Here is an 18,289-nt window from a genome sequence, read left to right as displayed (position 1 = left end):
GATATACTCGTCATACTTCAAGTTGTCTGGTTGTTGACTACGCTCAGCTAGCCGAATCACATACTTATGTATGCTCATCGGACTATCTTCGTTTGTCGCCTACATACAACTCGAATTATTTAGAGTGTAACTTTTTTATAATGATAAGTTGCGAGCAGCCGAACGAAGCCACTATACTAAATTTTAAGGCTTTGTGACCTTATGTATTTACTGTTAAAACTGAAGATAACCCCATATTAGCTAAAGTATAACGGCATCTTTATACTCAAAATAAGTCGAGAGCACCAATAAAGCAATGAAACTTACCTTTAGGCTCCACAAAACAGTCATTATCGTTATCTGCGTTGCGCTGGTAACTTTACTTATGCATGGTATTTCTTATTTAGGAAATAGCCAAAACCAAGGCAGAATTGAGCAATTTAAACAATTGACTTATGTTCTTGCTGAGCAAGTTGCTTTCAGCTTATCTGATTATATTGTTCCCGGCAGTAAAGATTTTAATTTAGAGCGAATTAATGCCAATTTAAATAACGTAGTGAAAGATAGGTATATTTTAGATGCCAGTATCTATACTGCCAGTGGCACACTAATCACTCAAGTCGGTGAGCCGACAACGGTGAAAGAACGGCTGGCCATCGATGACAACTCCTCATTACAAAACTTTCAATACCAGCTTGTCGTTCCCATCCAAGGCACAAAAGAGCCGAAAGGCTATTTGCGTTTAACCATTGATACGGAGCTCCTTGCCGCTGAAATTCAACAAGCGGATAACAGCACCAATGTATTACGAATTTTTATTCTACTTGCCTTATGTATTGGCTTCGTTTTAGCAAATACATTACTGCGTTTAAAGAAAAAGAAAGGCCACAAGCAAGCCCCTCCGCTCGTCGTTAATACAGAGGAAAATCAAGATGATAATGGAGATGACGACAGTAATGAAGATGGCAAGCAAGAGAGCAAAGGAACGCCAGCAGCTAAGCCAGCGCGTTTAAAACGAAAAAAAGAACCTCGTCCTTATCGCCCTAAGCGACCGACCCCAAAAAACAGACCAAATTCACCTGATAAATAGCCCTAAAAAGGGCTATTGAGTTGAATTTAAATAGACGTTGTATCGAATACGATTGGCGCAATAAACTCGACCCGGCCATCGACTAGCAATGTCTCTGGCGGGGTAGGAAAAGGCGCAGCACGTGAAATTGTCGCCAACGCTTCTTTATCCAATATTTTCGTACCGGATGAATTCAATAAGCTGGCGGCAATCACTTCACCCCGACTATCCAAAACCACTTTTATATGAGAGACCCCAGTTGAGCGGTAACGCAACGCTGCACGTGGATAGCGTTTGGTCTTGGCTATCCGCTGATGAACCTCACTTTGCCAGCCTTGGTGCCCACTCACTGCCGCAGACGCATTACTGGAGAAATTCGCACTGCTACTGGATTCACTCCCTGATGCAGGAGCGGAAGTCACCATCGATTCCTGCGTAGTTACAGGGGCTTCGTCGATCACTTTTTTCTCTTGTGGAATTTTCTTTTTCGGTGGTTGTTTTTTCTCACTAACTTTCGTCAATGTGCCATTATCAACGATCGCAGTTTCAGGCAATTTATCTACCTTTTCAACCACTTCAGGCAATGACTCTTCACGCGTCGTCATGTGTTGTTTAGGGGCATGATTAATTTCAGGCTCTGCCTGTTTTTCAAGCTGATAAACACCCAGCTGCAACGAAATTGCTGGTGGTAGTACTCCGGTCTTCGGAATTGAAGAAGTAAACCAGCCGATAAAAATGATTGCCAGTGTTCCATGGAAAAGACAACTTAAAACTAAACCGCCTAGTGGACGGAAAATCGGGCGCTCTAACTGACCCGTCATACTGCTCATATTCTGCCTCACGACTTTATTTTTTGCAGATTATAGGCATAATACAAACAAAAATGATATTCATTATTATTAGTAAAAACACAATTATTAAAACAACTTATTGATTTAAATAATAAAGTAATCTGAGCAGATTATTAATCAGCACAATTGTGCTCTTTTATGACATTAACACCAGTAAAATGACTATTGATAAATCTCTTGCCCGTAAAATTAGCGGTGCGTATCAGTCAACATATAGCCAACTTGTGCGCTTTTTCCGCAATCGGCTAGATAACAGCAATGATGCTGATGATTTATCACAGGATGTGTTTACACTATGGCTAAACCGTAAAGAACAAACGCCTGTAAAAGAGAGCCGCGCTTACCTGTTTAAAATTGCGAATCATGTTTTGATTGACCATTGGCGACGTAACCAGCGCCAAACTAAATCAGAAACATCCATTGATGATGTTACTCATGAGCCACATTTTGAACAGAGCCAAGCTGACCCCAGTGAAATCTTGGAACATCAGCAACGCATCCAACGGCTGAGCGAAGCACTTGAAACGTTACCCCCCCGTCGACGAGAAGCATTTTTGCTGTATCGTTTTGATGGCTTATCTCAAAGCGAGATTGCTGAGCGAATGGAAATTTCAATCAGTATGGTGGAAAAACATATTGCGGCGGCGCTTGTTCACTGTAAAAAACACCTTGATAATCAGAGCAATAATTCGTAATGACACACGACTCTTTGCAAACATCAGATGATGAAAGCCGCATTGATGAAGAAGCTGCGCTGTGGTTTACCCGCATGCACAGCCAACGTATCAGCGCCCTTGAAACAGAGCAATTCAAACAATGGATTGCTGCATCACCTGAACATGCAAAAGCGTATGATGCCATTGCTGGACTATGGCGCGATTTTGATCACATGCCGCGCCCTGCTAGCACAATACTTCCCAAGGAAAAACGCCCTTTTTTTCGCTTATGGCGCCCTTTGGGCAATACCTTAGCAGCATTTTTTATTGCGGCTATTTTGTTTTTGCCATACAGCCACTTACCTTCGATGTTGCTCAATAATATGACCTTAGTGGCAACGGATACGCCTAAAGAAGTTACTTTACCTGATGGTTCCCAGCTGTTTCTTAACCGCAATACCCGGATTCATGTTGCCTATGAAACTCCAGTACGTAACCTGTATCTGGAACAGGGAAATGTTTATTTTAAAGTCAAATCCAACCCCTATCGGCCTTTTATAATTCAAGCTGATAACCGGCGTATTCAAGTGGTAGGAACCGAATTTGAAGTTAACAAAGTGGCTCAGCAAGTTGCTGTGAATGTCAGCCAAGGCATTGTCAGCTTTGAAGATGCCGCAAGCAAACAACCCGTTTTCCTACTTGCTGGTGACAGTGCAGTCAGTCAATCGCCGAACAGCCCAATCGCTCGCCAACACATCAACCCGCTAGATGTGGCTCGTTGGCGTTTTGGTGAATTAATTTTTGTCGATAAACCACTTTCAGAAGTCCTCGATGAACTTAAAAACTATTCATCGATAAATATCGAGCTTTCTCCCTCTCAATTAGCGAAGAGTAAAATCTCAGGTCGCATCAATACCCATCAGCCAGAACAGTTTTTTCAAGCCCTTCCTTCATTACTTCCGGTACAAGTCGTCTATCGAGACAAAAATAACGTATTGATTATCCAAAACAAAAAAAATAAATAAAAAATATTTTCATTTGCAGGTGAGGATAATTCTCATTTCACCCTCTTCTTAATTAGTCATCATTTTGCTGACCTATTTTCGCACACTTTTTGTGCAGCTTAAGAATAAGGGATATCCATGTCTATTCAGTTTACTCAACGCCGATTAAGGCCGCTCGCCCTTGCTGTGGCGGTCAGTAGTGCTATTACTTGTCAAGTTGCCTTCGCGCAAGAAATGAATTTTTCATTACCAGAACAATCACTGGCGACCTCAGTGGCTGAAATTAGCCGCCAAGGGCAAATCCAATTGCTCTATGATAAAGGCCAATTAAGTGGCTTACGCGCACCTGCATTGTCTGGCAACTACTCCGCACAAACCGCATTACAAAAAATACTCATCGGTAGCGGATTAGAGTTAATCAATGAAAATGGTGTTTTCGTTATTCGCCAGCAAAATTTAAGCCAAGGCACATTGGTATTACCAGAAACCCAAGTCTCTGGCGTTGTTCAGAACCACCCCGCGACAGATGTGATATCAGCACCGCAATACGTGACGTCTGAAGAAATTAGCCAAAGAAATACGGGTGATGGCAATATTACGGATTTGATGAAAACTAACCCTGCTGTCCAATTTGCCAATAATGACAGCAACTCAATGAACCAAGGGGAAATCAAACCTTCCCGTATTTCTATTCACGGATCAAGCAGCTACCAAAACGCCTATCGCCTTGATGGCGTAAGCTTTAACAACGATTTTGACCCTGCAGACAACGGTCTCGGTGAAACTTCAACCCGCCTGAGCAGTAGCGACCAAGGGATCTATATCGATAGCCGCCTTATCGACAGCATGACAGTGTATGACAATAACATTCCAGTCGAATTTGGCGGATTTACGGGGGGAACGGTGGAAGTCAATAGCCGTCGCTGGCAAGGGGAAAATAGCGCTCACGCCTATTACCGCTTAACCCGTTCCGGTTGGAATAATTTGTTCCACGATTCATCGCAAGGGATTGATACTACCAAAAATGATACGGCAAATCCTGCTCGTTTCCAAAACCGCTATGATAAAAATGATTTTGGTGGCTGGTTTGAATTAGGAGTGAGTGAAAATTCAGGATTAGTTTTCTCCGCTTCACGTCGTAGTTCGACTATTCCAATGACAGTCACGGGCGGGGATTCCGCTATTTTAGGCGACAATAATCAACTTGAATGGGCTGATTTTTCTTATGGTAAAAAAAATCAACGTCGTACTTCTGATAACTATTTCCTAAAGTATTCTGTTGATATATCAGGTGAAAGTACTCTTGACCTATCGGCAAACTATGCGTCTTATGAAAGTCGATTATTCTCCTCTTCCATAATGAACTCTGGGTATGATTCCACGCACAATGGATTAGGGCTGACGGCTGTTTTTAAACACCAATTTCCTTTGGGGCAACTGGAAGTCACAGCTAACACTCAAAAACTAAAAGATGACCGCAAAAATGACCAAAAATATTCATTAACGGTTCAAGCATGGAATAGAGACTCTGAACTAAACAGTGGTGGACTCGGTGATTTAGAATCAAAACAAAATACACACAGTTTAAAAACCGTCATGCGATTCAATGAGCAAGAGGACAGTTTAGGCTTGAGCCATAAACCCACGATGGGTGCTGAGGTGAATTACACCAAGGGAACCTATGTCCGTGATAATGATTATCTCCGTTATACTTATGCAGGCATGGTTGATAGCGATGACAACTATAATGGATATTTGCATAACATAACGCGTTTTAAAGCAGGGTCATATTCTGCCGATTATACCAATTATGCACTATTCCTCGATGATACCATCCAAGTTGGTAAAGTAACATTGCGCCCTGGTATTCGTTTAGATCGTGACGATTTAGTTGGTCGTAACAATATCGCCCCTCGACTAAGCGGTACCTACGATGTATTTGGTGATGGTGCAACACAGTTTATCGCTGGTGTGAACCGCTATTATGGGCGTTCAATGCTAACTTATGCCCTCTATGGCGCGCAAAATGGTGGGATGCAAACCTGTAATGCATGGGGACCTGATCTTCCTTGCTCATTAAACCTGAATAATAATGATTGGGAAGATAAAAAAGACTATGAAGGGTTAGATTCACTGAAAACGCCTTATAACGATGAACTGACACTTGCATTACAGCAAGAGATTTTATCAACGACATGGCGTTTACAGTATGTCCACCGTGAAGGTTATGATGAGGTTCGTTCCCGCACAAAAACAAACAAATCTGATATGTGGGATCCACAAAGTAAAATCAAAGTCTTCGATAACAAAGGCCGTAGCTCACACGATAGCATCACTCTTTCCGTCAATAACACTCAACCTTGGGAATGGGCAGATGCATCCCATGTCATGAGTGCCTCACTGACTTGGCAGCAAACTGATAGTAATACACCAAAAGATTCTGGTTATAACTACTATGAAGGGCGTAATGACCTAAATCTTAATAAAGTCTTCTATAACGGCAAAGTTATAGATTCATCTAAATTACCGTCAACCAGTTTTAACTCACCATTTAAGCTCAACGTTGAATTAACCAGTGTCTGGGACGACTATGACCTCACTTGGTATAACCGCCTACAGTGGTGGGGAGCAAGGGATCAAGTTGTTCGCTACGGCAATGGAAACGGTATTTACGAAGATCCTGAATATGGTGTAATTCGCAGATATGTCGACCAACACTATGCCAGCAAATACACATGGGATACACGCCTTGGCTGGAAACCCGATTTTGCCTATGGATTTGGCTTCTCCGTTGAAGTGAACAACATTCTCAATAATAAAAACGTTGCCGACCGCTTCACCTATTCAGGTAGGGACATCAAGTCCTACGACCCGGGCCGTCAGTTCTGGTTACAAGTCAATTACGACCTGTAATTCCCAGCAATGTGAGCAATAAAACTCGTTAAACAATTAAAACAACAAATGAATAAAACGTCATGAAGACACTGAAACAATTTTTCTATTTAGTAAAACCTTTTTGGGGGCAGCGTGCTGCCCTTTTGTGCTGGATACTGCTGTTTGCCTCACTCGGGCTCACCTTGTCCTCGGTGTGGTTCAACGTCAAAATGAACATGTGGAACGGCGACTTTTATAACGCCCTACAAAAACTCGACGGCCAAGCCCTATATGGACTGTTGCAGTACTTTGTGATCTTAGTTAGTGGGCTGATTTTTGTCGTCGTTATGGGTAATTACCTAAAACAAATGCTGATTATCCGCTGGCGCAAAGGCATGACTGAGCAAGTACTTAGCCGTTGGTTATCGCCCAACAGCAAACATTACCTCTTAAGATTAACGTCTCAAGAACCCGATAACCCAGACCAACGTATCGCTGAAGATATCCGTTTACTGATTGAATCAACATTAAATTTAGTGGTGACATTCCTTCACTCAATGCTAACGCTGATTTCATTTGCCGCCATTCTTTGGACGCTTTCCGGTAGCCTGTCGTTTAATTTTGCCGATAGCGACTGGACCATCCCCGGGTATATGTTCTGGGCTTGTATTATTTATACCCTTATTGGTATTGCACTTACCCAATGGATAGGTTTTCCGCTACGCCGTTTGCATATGGATAAGCAGCGCCGCGAAGCGGATTACCGTAGCTCGCTAATTAATTGCCGCCAACACGGTGATGCCATCGCAGGGCAACGCGGTGAAACTCAAGATAGAAAAGAACTGATGGGGCGCTTTGGTGAAATTATCAGCAACTGGAACCGCCTTATTCGCTGTGAAAGAAATTTATCTTTTTATACAGTGGGTTACCAACAAGTTACCGCTTTAGCGCCTGTATTACTCGCACTGCCTAAATTCCTTGCGGGTGAAATCATGTTAGGTGGCTTAATGCAATTGCGCCAAGCCTTTACCAGTGTTGCGACTTCACTCGGTTGGTTTATTTTTGCCTATAAAGAAATTGCCGCATGGCAAGCGACGGTCTCTCGTTTATATAACTTTGTGGTTTTATTGGAAAACGATAACAAAGCTGTGGTTACTATCGACGAAAAATCGCCACCTCTGGTGGCTAAGTTATCCATTTCTACCGCAGACAACCGCTGTTTAATTAATTCCGTGAATATCACCGCCAAACAAGGTGAATTAACCTTGATTAGTGGCCGTTCTGGCATTGGAAAATCCACCTTATTACGTACGCTAAGTGGGCATTGGCCTTTCTTCAACGGTACTATTAGCCGAACAGAAAAAGTTATGTGGATCCCACAGCGTCTCTATTTACCAATTAGTCGGCTTGATAGCTTATTAGCTTATCCCAAAGCGGCATCCCAATTTAGCCAGCAAGATTTTCAATATGCATTGATGTTAGTCGGTTTGGAAAAACTGCATCATCAATTAGCACTCGAAACCGATTGGAACAACCGCCTATCTGGTGGAGAACAGCAGCGCATTATGTTTGCGCGTTTATTGCTCAACCGACCAAAACTGCTTTTATTGGATGAAACCACCTCCGCCCTTGATGAAAACAGCGCATTAGAACTCCTCGCTCTATTGAAAGCTGAGTTACATGACAGCGCCATTGTTTTGGTTAGTCATCAAAGCTTCGTTGCTCAATTTGCGGAACAACAAATATTGCTCGTTGAACCTGCGAGTGAAAAATCCTTAAATACAGGAACGCCTGAATATGCTTCATAAAATTACCTTCGCCACATTAATAAGCATTCTGCTCGGTGGCTGCGCAGGCAGTACATCGGTGAGCCAAAATTCAACCTCACTGTTACCTGTGCGCGGTGACCTTCAACACTATCAACTCGACAATGGGCTACAAGTTTACCTTCTGCAACGTAATCAACCCGGAGTTGAACTGCGTTTATTGGTCAGTAGCGGCTCATTACAAGAAAATGAACAGCAGCTTGGCCTCGCACACTTTACTGAACATATGGCGTTTAAAGGCACCAAACATTTTCCGGGAACCACGGGGTTCAAACAGCTGGAACACCAAGGGCTTAAACTCGGTAGCCATGTGAATGCGATCACCAGTTTAAATTCCACGCTATATAAATTATCACTCCCCGAAGCCACGACAGCACAAGTCGCCACAGGCTTACAAGTGATGGCCGATTGGGCGTCAAATATGACCTTTGACCAAGAAGCCTTTGAAAAAGAGCGCCCTGTAATTGTCGAAGAGTGGCGCTTACGCCAAGGGATGGGCTATCGCATCAATGACAGCTTAGAAAAATTACGCTACCACGGTAGCCGTTACGTCGATCGCAACCCAATTGGCTCATTAGATGTGGTACGCAATGCTCCGATTGAGCAAGCGAAAGACTATTATCAAACATGGTATCAGCCTCAGCGAATGTCACTATTAATTATTGGTGATTTCAATAGTTCATCAGTACGCAATCAGGTTGATAATTTATTTGCGCTCCCTAAACCCAAAAAAGTGGCAGAAGATAACCCGCAATGGAAACAATTTACCCATTCAACCAATATGTTAGTGCAAGGTGTATTTGATAAAGAGCAAGGGGCGCGTTATGTGCAATTTGCCTTACAAAAGGATGTTAGCGCACCGCTAAATACCCGTTTAGGGCAGTCGGAAGATTTACTGGATAACCTCTGGTTGGCCATTTTAAACCAACGTTTCTCCGTTATGGTGGATAACGGCATTTTGCCGTCGATTAGCATCAATGAACAAGGAGCAATGTTAGATAACCAGCGCTTACAACAGTTGATGATCATCCACCCTAAAGGCAATGATTACCAAGGTGCGACTGAGATTTTATTTACAGAGCTACAACGCCTTGCTACTGAGCCGGTTACCCAAGAAGAACTTGATTCTGCAAAGCAAGCCATGCTGAAAAAATTTAGCCTGCAAGCCGCTTCAGAACAACGTTATAGCAATGAATATTTAGCGGGGCAACTCACTACGGCACTTGAATACGACATGCCGATGTGGAATAAGCGCCAGCAGTTAGATAACAGCTACCAATTGATAAAGTCTGTCAAACCGCAGGATTTACAACAACATGTCGCTAAATTCCTACAAACCGCCTCCCCGCGTTTAGCATTAATTGGGCCTGATACTGATGCCCCTACTATTGATAAATCGGCATTTAATCAGCAATGGCTTAAAATACGCCAAAGCACACCAGGGCCATTTACGCTGCGCTCCAAAGCCATTCAACTGCAATTACCCCAATCCATAAAAGGCAGTATTGTTGATCAATCTAAGCTGCCCGTTGAAAAAACGGAACATTGGACTTTGAGTAATGGCATTCAGGTAATTGTTAAAACAGATAAAAACCTGAAAGATGATATTCAATTTAACTTGCAATTACCGGGTGGCCGTTCGTTAGAAACACAACAAACGGCAGGTTTAACGGATTGGGCGTTGAAACTTCCTGAAAGCAGCGGTTATGGAAATTACAGCGCGCGCGATCTGGCTCTGCTGGCAAAGCAAAACCAAATTAGCGTTCGCCCATACAGCGAATTGCTCACACATGGTTTTCGCGGAAAAGCCCCTGTCGATAACCTCGAAACGGCGCTACAGTTACTCAATTTAAAACTCACCGCTCCGCAATTTAGTGGTGAAAAATTAGAGCAACAAAAACAATCTTTTACTTTAAACTTATCCAAAACTCCCGTAGAACGCACTTTCCTTGATAATATTAATCGGGAAAGCTATACCCACGGTGAATTTTTGGTGATTAACCCAAAGGGCAGCTGGCAGCAATTTACGGCTCAGCAGTTGCAGCAAGCTAACCGCCAATTACTCACCTCAACAGCAGATATGACACTGGTCATTACAGGTGCAATGAATAGCCGTGATCTAAAACCTCTGTTAGAGCAATGGGTTGCCTCACTGCCACACAGTAACCAAAAACTGGTATCTCGCGACCAAGGGATCATGCCAAAAATGGCGAGTTTTAATAAAACTTATCCTATCAGCAGCAGCGATAAGAGCATGGTGAGTATTCAGTTCGCGTCACCTGCTGTCTGGAACCAGCAAGACAGCTTAGCGATTCAATTAATCGATACCATTGTGAGCCAACGCTTACGTGGTGAACTACGTGAGAAAGCGAGTGGTATTTATGCGCTTGGCTTTTCACAGATGCTCGCGAAGAAACCGCAACCGTATTACCTCGCGCGCTTGAATTTCACCACCTCGCCAGAACGTGCACAGGAAATGACGCAAATCGCCCAAAAAACGATTGGGCAAATTCGTCAAACGGGTATAAGTGAAAAAGAATTAACCGAAGCGAAAAATACTTGGCTAACGGAAAATTCACAAGTCACTGATAGCTCGAGCTACTGGACTGAGGCTCTAGCGCAAATTGCCGCCGATGATGGGCAATATCAGCGTTTAAACCAACAGAAAGATATTATTCACCAACTTACAGTTGAAGATATTAATCGTTTAGCTCGTCAATATTTAGGGCGAAATTCAAAAGTGTTTATGATGACGCCTTGATTGTCTAATAAATAAAAGAATGGCTATCAAACAGCTGTTAGCCATTCTTTCTAAGATTGACTTTTTTTATATAACTCTCTAAGCAGAGTCCATTTAAAATAATTTATTATATAATTTTAATATTTTAAATTTCATATCCATAAAAAAATTTAAAATTCTGTATTTAACACTTGGGTTTTCTATCTCATGAATGATTTTTTCTATTTTCTCATCATCGTCACTTCCATTCGGAAAAATTTTCCCATACCTCAAGTAACTTCTGACTGATGAGTAAATATCTGAAACTTTATTTCTTTTTATTTTATTCAATAGAGATTTAACTCTATGAAAATCATTTTTCTCAATAGCCGAATCAATGTCCTCCTTTAATTCAATAGGGATTTCCGGTTTAAAATCATCCATTAAGTCATTGTAATTTACAACATTGTTAATATGGAATTCCATCAGATCAGTAGTTGATGTAGCCTTATTTTTAAATTCAATATTACTAATTTTACCATTTAGTTTACCAATGAAGATATTCACTATTTCTTCAGGATTACTATCATTTAATGAAGTAATTCCAAACGCTTCTGCTATTCTTGTTTTAATCACGATTAAATCTTGTTTTTTATTTAACTCATCAATTAGTTTTGTGATTTTTTTGATTTTACATTCCGTTATTTCCTTTCCTGCCAAGTAAGATATCAAAGACTCTTTCAGTTTCTTTATAGAAGAGTCACAGTTAAGTGATATCCTCAACTGTAATTCTCCATCTATAGATGATGAATCTAAATAATTATCATTTAGATTCATTGGTTTTCCTTTTTCAATTCCATTACTACTGTTTGATTTTTGATTGTCTTCTCCTGATAAAGCTATAGGTTCATTAACCTCATGATTTGATTTTCTACTCCCTATGGTTGGGTGAGCATTATCAACTTTAATCATATTATCAGAAAAACACATCATTAACTCTTGCTTTACTTTATAAGACTTTATCTTATCCAAAGATAACCAGCTACTACATAACATCTTTGAATTTTCTTCTGATTTAGTCTGTATTAACCTTTCTATTTCATTAGTAATTATTTTTTTTGTTTTTTTAGTTATGCTATCTTTATTTCCTTTCTTTTGAATCATCATAGCCAATGTGTCACTGCTGACTATCTTTGTATCATTTTTCATGAAATTAATCCCCATAATTTTATTCCTCTTTTTTAATAGAAAATTATATTTAGAAATAATAGATAAATAGATAAACATTCGATATCAGATAGCGCTACTCCCATGCATAGATGGTATATTTAAATAACACATTGATATCTAGCATAATCTAATTGACACAGCGGCAATTGAGTGGGATTAATATCCTTATATGTAATAAATAATGATAAAGAGACTTGATGTGGGCAACATAACCATCCGCAGAGCAACATTAAACGATGTCCCGGCAGTTACCCAGATGCACGCTGCCTATTCGGCGTATGCCAACACCTTACAGCTACCTTACCCAACAGAAAAAACGTGGGAGGCTCGCCTTGGGGCAAATGACCCGCTCGTTACCCAGTTTGTTGCTACTATTGGTGACGACGTTGTGGGTTTGCTTGTAATTAGCCAACCGAGCCAAGTGCGCCGTCGCCATGTTGCAACTTTCGGAATTACCGTTAGTGAAACTCACCAAGGCAAAGGTATTGGCTCACAACTGATGCAAGTAATGGTGGATTACTGCGATAACTGGCTCAATGTCCATCGCATAGAGCTAGAAGTATTCGCAGCAAATGGCAGTGGCATTGGGCTGTATGAAAAGTTTGGCTTCGAGCTAGAAGGCCGCATGAAAGATTATACATTTCGTGATGGGCAATATGTTGATGCCGTGATGATGAGCCGGATAAAAAGTTAGTCTTAAAACGCCCAGCGCAGTTGCCAGCATAGTGGTGCTACCCTAAAGTAATACCCATCTTATCCACTTAATTTAAGGTAGCCCATGAAAACGCAAAATCATTTCACTGAGATGCAAAATAAGGCAAACCTACAACAAGATTTCCCCCTTACTATCAAACAAAGCTCTGATGCCAAATGGAAAGAAAAAAATAGAACAAACATTGATAGCTTTAACGAATTTGAACAACAAGCAGGGCTATTTACTGATGATAATGAGTATGGGGTGATTTAATGCCTCAATATGCTGTTTATCGTAATAAATCAATCAGGTCGAAAGACCAATATCCTTATCTTATTGATATCCAAAATGACCTACTGAGTGACTATCACTCACGTGTTATCATGCCTATATCGCCATTATTGCATAACAATTCACAAGTTAAGGCTCTAACCCCTGTGGTTTATATTAATGGTATTCACCATGTAATTATCACTAAATCCATAACCACTATTTCCATTAATAAACTTAAACCACGTGACCTCGTCTGTATCATCCCGAATGTTCATGCAAAAATTATTTCGGCTGTTGACATGATCATTTCGGGGATTTAGAGCTTTTATTTCACAAAAAATGCCACGCTATACGTGGCATTTAAAAAATCATCTCAGTATGTAATTAACGATTATTTATCGCCTAACAACACTGAATCCAGTGCAATCTCAATCATCTCATTAAACGTGGTTTGACGTTCTTCTGACGTTGTTTGTTCGCCAGTTTTGATATGGTCTGAAACGGTACAAATCGTTAATGCACGTGCACCAAACTCAGCGGCAACACCATAAATACCCGCGGCTTCCATTTCAACGCCCAGGATGCCGTATTTTTCCATCACTTTGAACATATCAGGATCTGGTGAGTAGAATAGGTCTGCTGAGAATAGGTTACCCACACGTACATTCACGTTTCTTGCTTTTGCTGCTTCAACTGCATTATGAACTAAGTCATAGTCTGCGATCGCTGCAAAATCATTTTCTTTGAAACGTTGACGGTTAACGCGTGAATCAGTACAAGCGCCCATACCGATCACAACATCACGCAATTTTACGTCATCCATTACTGCGCCACATGAACCAACACGAATAATCACTTTTACACCAAAATCAGTGATCAGTTCTTTCGCATAAATGGAGCATGAAGGGATCCCCATACCGTGACCCATAACAGAAATTTTACGACCTTTATAAGTCCCTGTAAAACCTAACATGCCACGCACATTATTGACTTGGCGAACATCCTGAAGGAAGGTTTCAGCGATGTATTTTGCACGTAATGGGTCGCCTGGCATCAGAACGACATCAGCGAAATCACCCATTTCTGCATTAATATGTGGAGTTGCCATGATTATTTCCCTTTAAACGATTAAATATTTTCAAATGAATAAGGTGGCTTCCCACCTTATTATTAATAATCTGTATCTTACTGGCCTAAGCAATTTGAATCGCAGCCAACGAACTACTGTTAGCCGATTACCCTTCAATAGCTTGCCCATTACCTTTAATTCCCCGCCATTACCCTAAATAATTTGAGTTGTAGCTAGGCGGCAAAGAAAATCATCCCTATGAGCATACATCAGTATGTGATTAGGGTGGTTTTATGCAGCCAACACCGCTACAGCTCAAAGTATGACGGGTAATGGGTGTTAGAGCATTGGTTTACCATAACCCATCGGCGACAGATCAAAGTATTTCGCGACTGTCTGGCCGATATCTGCAAAAGTTTCACGGTGGCCTAATGAACCTGGTTTCACTTTTGGACCATAAATCAACACTGGGATGTGCTCACGGGTATGGTCTGTACCTGGCCAAGTTGGGTCACAACCGTGGTCTGCGGTTAAGATCAGAATGTCATCTTCTTTAACCAGCTTCATCAGCTCTGGTAAACGACGGTCAAATAACTCTAATGCTGCTGCATAACCTGCCACATCACGGCGGTGGCCGTATGCAGAGTCAAAGTCCACAAAGTTAGTGAAAACGATGGTGTTGTCGCCCGCTAGTTTCATTTCTTCTACCGTTGCATCGAATAGCGCATCGATACCAGTGGCTTTAATTTTCTTGGTGATACCGACATGAGCGTAAATATCCGCAATTTTACCGATAGAAACAACTTCACCTTGTTTTTCATCAACTAATTTTTTCAATACGGTTGGTGCTGGTGGCTCTACCGCTAAGTCATGACGGTTACCTGTACGTGTGAAGTTACCCGCTTTGTCGCCAACAAATGGACGCGCGATAACACGGCCAATGTTATAACCGCCTTTGGTTAACTCTTCACGCGCTATCTCACACAGCTCATACAGTTTGTCTAAGCCATAAGTTTCTTCGTGACAAGCGATTTGGAATACGGAGTCAGCTGAGGTATAGAAAATCGGTTTCCCGGTTTTCATATGCTCTTCACCCAGTTGATCCAAAATAACCGTACCTGATGAGTGGCAGTTACCTAAGTAACCCGGTAAATTCGCTTTCTCAACTAACGTATCCAGTAACTCTTGAGGGAAACTATTTTCTTCATCAGAAAAATATCCCCAATCGAATAACACAGGAACACCTGCGATTTCCCAGTGGCCTGATGGCGTATCTTTGCCTGAAGAAATTTCGCTCGCATAACCATACGCACCAATAATTTCTGCATTAGGGTCAAGACCTGCAGGGAATGAACCGCTTGATTCTTCTCCTGCTTTACCTAAACCTAATTTTGTTAAATTAGGTAAATGCAGAGGCCCTTTACGACCAATATCCGCTTCGCCACGGGCGCAAGCATCTGCGATGTGACCCAATGTATTGGAACCTTCATCACCAAATTTATGTGCATCATGTGCTGCACCGATCCCAAAGGAATCCAAAACCATAATAAATGTGCGTTTCATATTTTTCTCCTGCGGTATTTTTAAAACGATATACCACTAAAATCTATTTGTATTACTCGCTGATTTGGCGATAAACCATTGGTGTTGTTTCAGGAGATTTGTCTCCAATCACCATCGCTTCACGCACTTCTTTCGCCGCTTCTTCCCACGCTTTTTCACTATTTGCATGGATAATTGCCAGTGGCGTTTGGGTATCCACTTTGGCGCCTAACGCAGCGATATCACTCAAACCAACGCTATAATCAATTGGGTCTGTCGCTTTACGGCGACCACCGCCTAACGTCACTACGGACATTCCCAGCGCACGTGTATCCATTTGCGTGATAATGCCATCTTTTGGTGCATAAACGGCTTTGCTCAGTACCGCAGTCGGCAGGTATTTGTTGTAATTTTCAACAAAATCAGCAGGCCCTTTTTGAGCTGCTACCATACGGCCAAACACTTCTGCCGCTTTACCATTGTCTAATACTGCCTGTAATTTTTGGCGTGCTTCTTCGCGGTTTGCTGCTAATGAACCAGATACCAGCATTTCTACACATAACGCCATGGTGACTTCATAAAGACGTGGGTTACGGTATTCACCCGTTAAGAATTGAACCGCTTCACGAACTTCAACTGCGTTACCTGCGCTGGAAGCTAGCACTTCATTCATATCAGTCAATAATGCCGTAGTTTTACAACCCGCCCCATTAGCGACCTTCACAATTGACTCAGCCAACTCTTCTGACTTCTCATAAGTTGGCATAAATGCGCCTGAGCCGACTTTAACGTCCATCACCAGAGCATCAAGGCCTTCAGCCAATTTTTTACCTAAGATTGAAGCGGTAATTAGCGGAATTGAATCCACTGTCGCTGTAATATCACGGGTCGCATAGAAACGTTTATCAGCAGGTGCTAATGAATTAGTTTGCCCAATAATTGCCACCCCGACATCTTTGATAATGTCGCGGAAACGAACGTCATCCGGGAAGATATCGAAATTAGGGATCGCTTCAAGTTTGTCTAATGTGCCACCAGTGTGGCCTAAACCACGGCCTGAGATCATCGGTACATAACCGCCACAAGCAGCGACCATAGGGCCAAGCATCAGTGAAGTCACATCACCCACGCCGCCAGTTGAGTGTTTATCAACTAATGGGCCATTGAGGTTGAGTGATTTCCAGTTCAGAACGGTTCCTGAATCACGCATTGCTAACGTTAATGCAACGCGCTCAGGCATGGTCATATCATTAAAATAGATAGTCATTGCCAATGCAGCAATTTGACCTTCTGAAACTGAGTTATCGCGAACACCATTGATAAAGAAACGAATTTCTTCTTCGCTTAATGGCTTACCATCACGTTTTTTACGGATAATTTCTTGTGCCAGAAACACAATATTCTCCTTTAAAGTCGAATTTATCGGCTAACAATATTGCGAAAATTAATAACTGCTGCTTGATTTTTTAACGTCAAAACCTAGCGTATTTAATAAATTTGCTAATAGGCTAGAAGCACCAAAACGGAAATGGCGGCTATCTGCCCAATTGTCACCTAAAATTCGTCCCGCTAACGCTAAGTATTCTGCTGCTTCTTCTGCGGTACGTACACCACCAGCAGGTTTAAAGCCGACTGTTTTTTCAACGCCCATATCACGGATCACTTGCATCATGATTTCCGCGCTTTCTAATGTTGCATTAACAGGTACTTTACCTGTCGAGGTTTTAATAAAATCAGCGCCCGCTTTAATTGAAATTTCAGAAGCCTTACGGATTAGTGCTGCATCTTTTAACTCACCTGTCTCAATGATTACTTTCAGCAACACATTCGCAGCCGCACAAGCTTCTTTACAGGCTTTCACTAAATCAAAACCAATTTGTTCATTACCCGCAATCAGCGCACGATAAGGGAAAACAACATCAACTTCATCCGCACCGTAAGCAATCGCTGCTTTGGTTTCAGCTAATGCGATATCAATATCATCGTTACCGTGTGGGAAATTCGTAACCGTTGCAATACGCACATCTGGAGTGCCTTGCTCACGTAATGTTTTACGTGCAATGGGAATAAAACGAGGGTAAATACAGATTGCAGCGGTATTGCCTGCTGGGCTTTTCGCCTGATGACACAGTGCGATGACTTTCGCATCAGTATCGTCATCATTTAAAGTGGTTAAATCCATAAGTGACAGCGCGCGTTGTGCGGCCGCTTTTAAATCAGTCATATAACTCTCCAACGTTGTTAATTCTTCAGAACGACACGTTCTTTGTTGGCGAGCGGGCTTGGTTCCTTAAAGATGCTAGTCGGATTCTTTCCGAACTGAGCAGCTGAGATCCTTCTCACCGCATCATGCCCTAGAGTCCTAGACTCTGAGAACTAGCAGTTCCATAGCAGCTTACTAATGCCTATTTGACCATGGAATGATGCCATTTTATGTGCTACAAATCACATTAATCGACTGAATGTTACATTATTAAAATAAAAAATGTGATATAGATCAAAT

Annotated in this window: 15 protein-coding genes; 9 read left to right on the top strand and 6 right to left on the bottom strand. The window is 41.8% G+C overall.

The window, feature by feature from the left end; translation table 11 throughout:
- Positions 1-295 precede the first annotated feature (295 nt).
- Positions 296-1,069 (top strand): AhpA/YtjB family protein, encoded by a 774-nt coding sequence (locus M1F26_RS02940; protein ID WP_140172065.1) that lies wholly within the window; start codon positions 296-298, stop codon positions 1,067-1,069.
- A 26-nt stretch (positions 1,070-1,095) separates the two neighbouring features.
- Here M1F26_RS02940 and M1F26_RS02935 read toward each other — a convergent pair whose 3' ends face one another.
- Entirely contained in the window at positions 1,096-1,878 is a 783-nt protein-coding gene (locus M1F26_RS02935) for an energy transducer TonB (RefSeq protein WP_140172064.1), read from the bottom strand.
- A gap of 179 nt (positions 1,879-2,057) precedes the next feature.
- On the opposite strand from M1F26_RS02935, the gene M1F26_RS02930 reads away from it, so the two are divergent.
- From M1F26_RS02930 to M1F26_RS02910, 5 genes are all read left to right on the top strand, one after another.
- On the top strand, positions 2,058-2,594 hold the full coding sequence (locus tag M1F26_RS02930) for an RNA polymerase sigma factor (RefSeq protein ID WP_140172063.1): 537 nt from the start codon (positions 2,058-2,060) through the stop codon (positions 2,592-2,594).
- Complete coding sequence (locus M1F26_RS02925; protein ID WP_140172062.1) at positions 2,594-3,580, top strand: FecR family protein; 987 nt, start codon at positions 2,594-2,596, stop codon at positions 3,578-3,580. The genes M1F26_RS02930 and M1F26_RS02925 overlap by 1 nt, the downstream gene beginning before the upstream one ends.
- Before the next feature lie 117 nt (positions 3,581-3,697).
- Positions 3,698-6,472: a TonB-dependent receptor gene (locus tag M1F26_RS02920; RefSeq protein WP_140172061.1), complete on the top strand. Its 2,775-nt coding sequence runs from the start codon at positions 3,698-3,700 to the stop codon at positions 6,470-6,472.
- 62 nt (positions 6,473-6,534) lie between these two features.
- Positions 6,535-8,241 carry an ABC transporter ATP-binding protein/permease gene (locus tag M1F26_RS02915; protein WP_004905719.1) on the top strand — a complete coding sequence of 569 codons (1,707 nt, stop codon included), beginning with the start codon at positions 6,535-6,537 and terminating at the stop codon, positions 8,239-8,241.
- Positions 8,231-11,020, top strand: a complete 2,790-nt coding sequence (locus tag M1F26_RS02910; protein WP_140172060.1) for a M16 family metallopeptidase — start codon at positions 8,231-8,233, stop codon at positions 11,018-11,020. The genes M1F26_RS02915 and M1F26_RS02910 overlap by 11 nt, the downstream gene beginning before the upstream one ends.
- Positions 11,021-11,113: 93 nt before the next feature.
- Here the strand turns inward: M1F26_RS02910 and M1F26_RS02905 are convergent, their stop codons facing one another.
- Positions 11,114-12,187: a hypothetical protein gene (locus M1F26_RS02905; RefSeq protein ID WP_318837647.1), complete on the bottom strand. Its 1,074-nt coding sequence runs from the start codon at positions 12,185-12,187 to the stop codon at positions 11,114-11,116.
- A gap of 277 nt (positions 12,188-12,464) precedes the next feature.
- Here M1F26_RS02905 and M1F26_RS02900 point away from each other — a divergent pair, with 277 nt between their 5' ends.
- The 3 genes from M1F26_RS02900 (at position 12,465) to M1F26_RS02890 (ending at position 13,495) form a co-directional block, all read left to right on the top strand.
- Positions 12,465-12,902, top strand: coding sequence for a GNAT family N-acetyltransferase (locus tag M1F26_RS02900; protein WP_233618375.1), 438 nt, complete (start codon positions 12,465-12,467; stop codon positions 12,900-12,902).
- 84 nt (positions 12,903-12,986) lie between these two features.
- Positions 12,987-13,175: a type II toxin-antitoxin system CcdA family antitoxin gene (locus M1F26_RS02895; protein WP_094962730.1), complete on the top strand. Its 189-nt coding sequence runs from the start codon at positions 12,987-12,989 to the stop codon at positions 13,173-13,175.
- The gene (locus M1F26_RS02890; protein WP_112307951.1) at positions 13,175-13,495 is read left to right on the top strand and encodes a CcdB family protein; all 321 of its coding nucleotides are present in this window, start codon (positions 13,175-13,177) and stop codon (positions 13,493-13,495) included. Before M1F26_RS02895 ends, M1F26_RS02890 begins: the two co-directional genes overlap by 1 nt.
- A gap of 71 nt (positions 13,496-13,566) precedes the next feature.
- On the opposite strand, the gene deoD is transcribed toward M1F26_RS02890, so the two are convergent.
- From deoD to deoC, 4 genes are all read right to left on the bottom strand, one after another.
- Positions 13,567-14,283: a purine-nucleoside phosphorylase gene (deoD, locus tag M1F26_RS02885; RefSeq protein ID WP_004914779.1), complete on the bottom strand. Its 717-nt coding sequence runs from the start codon at positions 14,281-14,283 to the stop codon at positions 13,567-13,569.
- Between the two features lie 300 nt (positions 14,284-14,583).
- Positions 14,584-15,807: a phosphopentomutase gene (deoB, locus tag M1F26_RS02880; protein WP_140172056.1), complete on the bottom strand. Its 1,224-nt coding sequence runs from the start codon at positions 15,805-15,807 to the stop codon at positions 14,584-14,586.
- Positions 15,808-15,859: 52 nt separating this feature from the next.
- Positions 15,860-17,182, bottom strand: coding sequence for a thymidine phosphorylase (gene deoA / locus M1F26_RS02875; protein WP_004905729.1), 1,323 nt, complete (start codon positions 17,180-17,182; stop codon positions 15,860-15,862).
- Positions 17,183-17,230: 48 nt separating this feature from the next.
- On the bottom strand, positions 17,231-18,010 hold the full coding sequence (gene deoC / locus M1F26_RS02870) for a deoxyribose-phosphate aldolase (RefSeq protein ID WP_140172055.1): 780 nt from the start codon (positions 18,008-18,010) through the stop codon (positions 17,231-17,233).
- Between the last annotated feature and the right edge of the window lie 279 nt (positions 18,011-18,289).

It is taken from the genome of Providencia sp. PROV048 (genome assembly GCF_033688165.1).
Classification (GTDB): domain Bacteria; phylum Pseudomonadota; class Gammaproteobacteria; order Enterobacterales; family Enterobacteriaceae; genus Providencia; species Providencia hangzhouensis.
This window is presented reverse-complemented; position numbering and strand designations above follow the sequence as displayed.

Bases quoted from the DNA above. Each gene is read 5' to 3' on its own strand.
- M1F26_RS02940 (WP_140172065.1), top strand. From the start codon at position 296: ATGAAACTTACCTTTAGGCTCCACAAAACAGTCATTATCGTTATCTGC.
- M1F26_RS02935 (WP_140172064.1), bottom strand. From the start codon at position 1,878: ATGAGCAGTATGACGGGTCAGTTAGAGCGCCCGATTTTCCGTCCACTA.
- M1F26_RS02930 (WP_140172063.1), top strand. From the start codon at position 2,058: ATGACTATTGATAAATCTCTTGCCCGTAAAATTAGCGGTGCGTATCAG.
- M1F26_RS02925 (WP_140172062.1), top strand. From the start codon at position 2,594: ATGACACACGACTCTTTGCAAACATCAGATGATGAAAGCCGCATTGAT.
- M1F26_RS02920 (WP_140172061.1), top strand. From the start codon at position 3,698: ATGTCTATTCAGTTTACTCAACGCCGATTAAGGCCGCTCGCCCTTGCT.
- M1F26_RS02915 (WP_004905719.1), top strand. From the start codon at position 6,535: ATGAAGACACTGAAACAATTTTTCTATTTAGTAAAACCTTTTTGGGGG.
- M1F26_RS02910 (WP_140172060.1), top strand. From the start codon at position 8,231: ATGCTTCATAAAATTACCTTCGCCACATTAATAAGCATTCTGCTCGGT.
- M1F26_RS02905 (WP_318837647.1), bottom strand. From the start codon at position 12,187: ATGAAAAATGATACAAAGATAGTCAGCAGTGACACATTGGCTATGATG.
- M1F26_RS02900 (WP_233618375.1), top strand. From the start codon at position 12,465: ATGCACGCTGCCTATTCGGCGTATGCCAACACCTTACAGCTACCTTAC.
- M1F26_RS02895 (WP_094962730.1), top strand. From the start codon at position 12,987: ATGAAAACGCAAAATCATTTCACTGAGATGCAAAATAAGGCAAACCTA.
- M1F26_RS02890 (WP_112307951.1), top strand. From the start codon at position 13,175: ATGCCTCAATATGCTGTTTATCGTAATAAATCAATCAGGTCGAAAGAC.
- deoD (WP_004914779.1), bottom strand. From the start codon at position 14,283: ATGGCAACTCCACATATTAATGCAGAAATGGGTGATTTCGCTGATGTC.
- deoB (WP_140172056.1), bottom strand. From the start codon at position 15,807: ATGAAACGCACATTTATTATGGTTTTGGATTCCTTTGGGATCGGTGCA.
- deoC (WP_140172055.1), bottom strand. From the start codon at position 18,010: ATGACTGATTTAAAAGCGGCCGCACAACGCGCGCTGTCACTTATGGAT.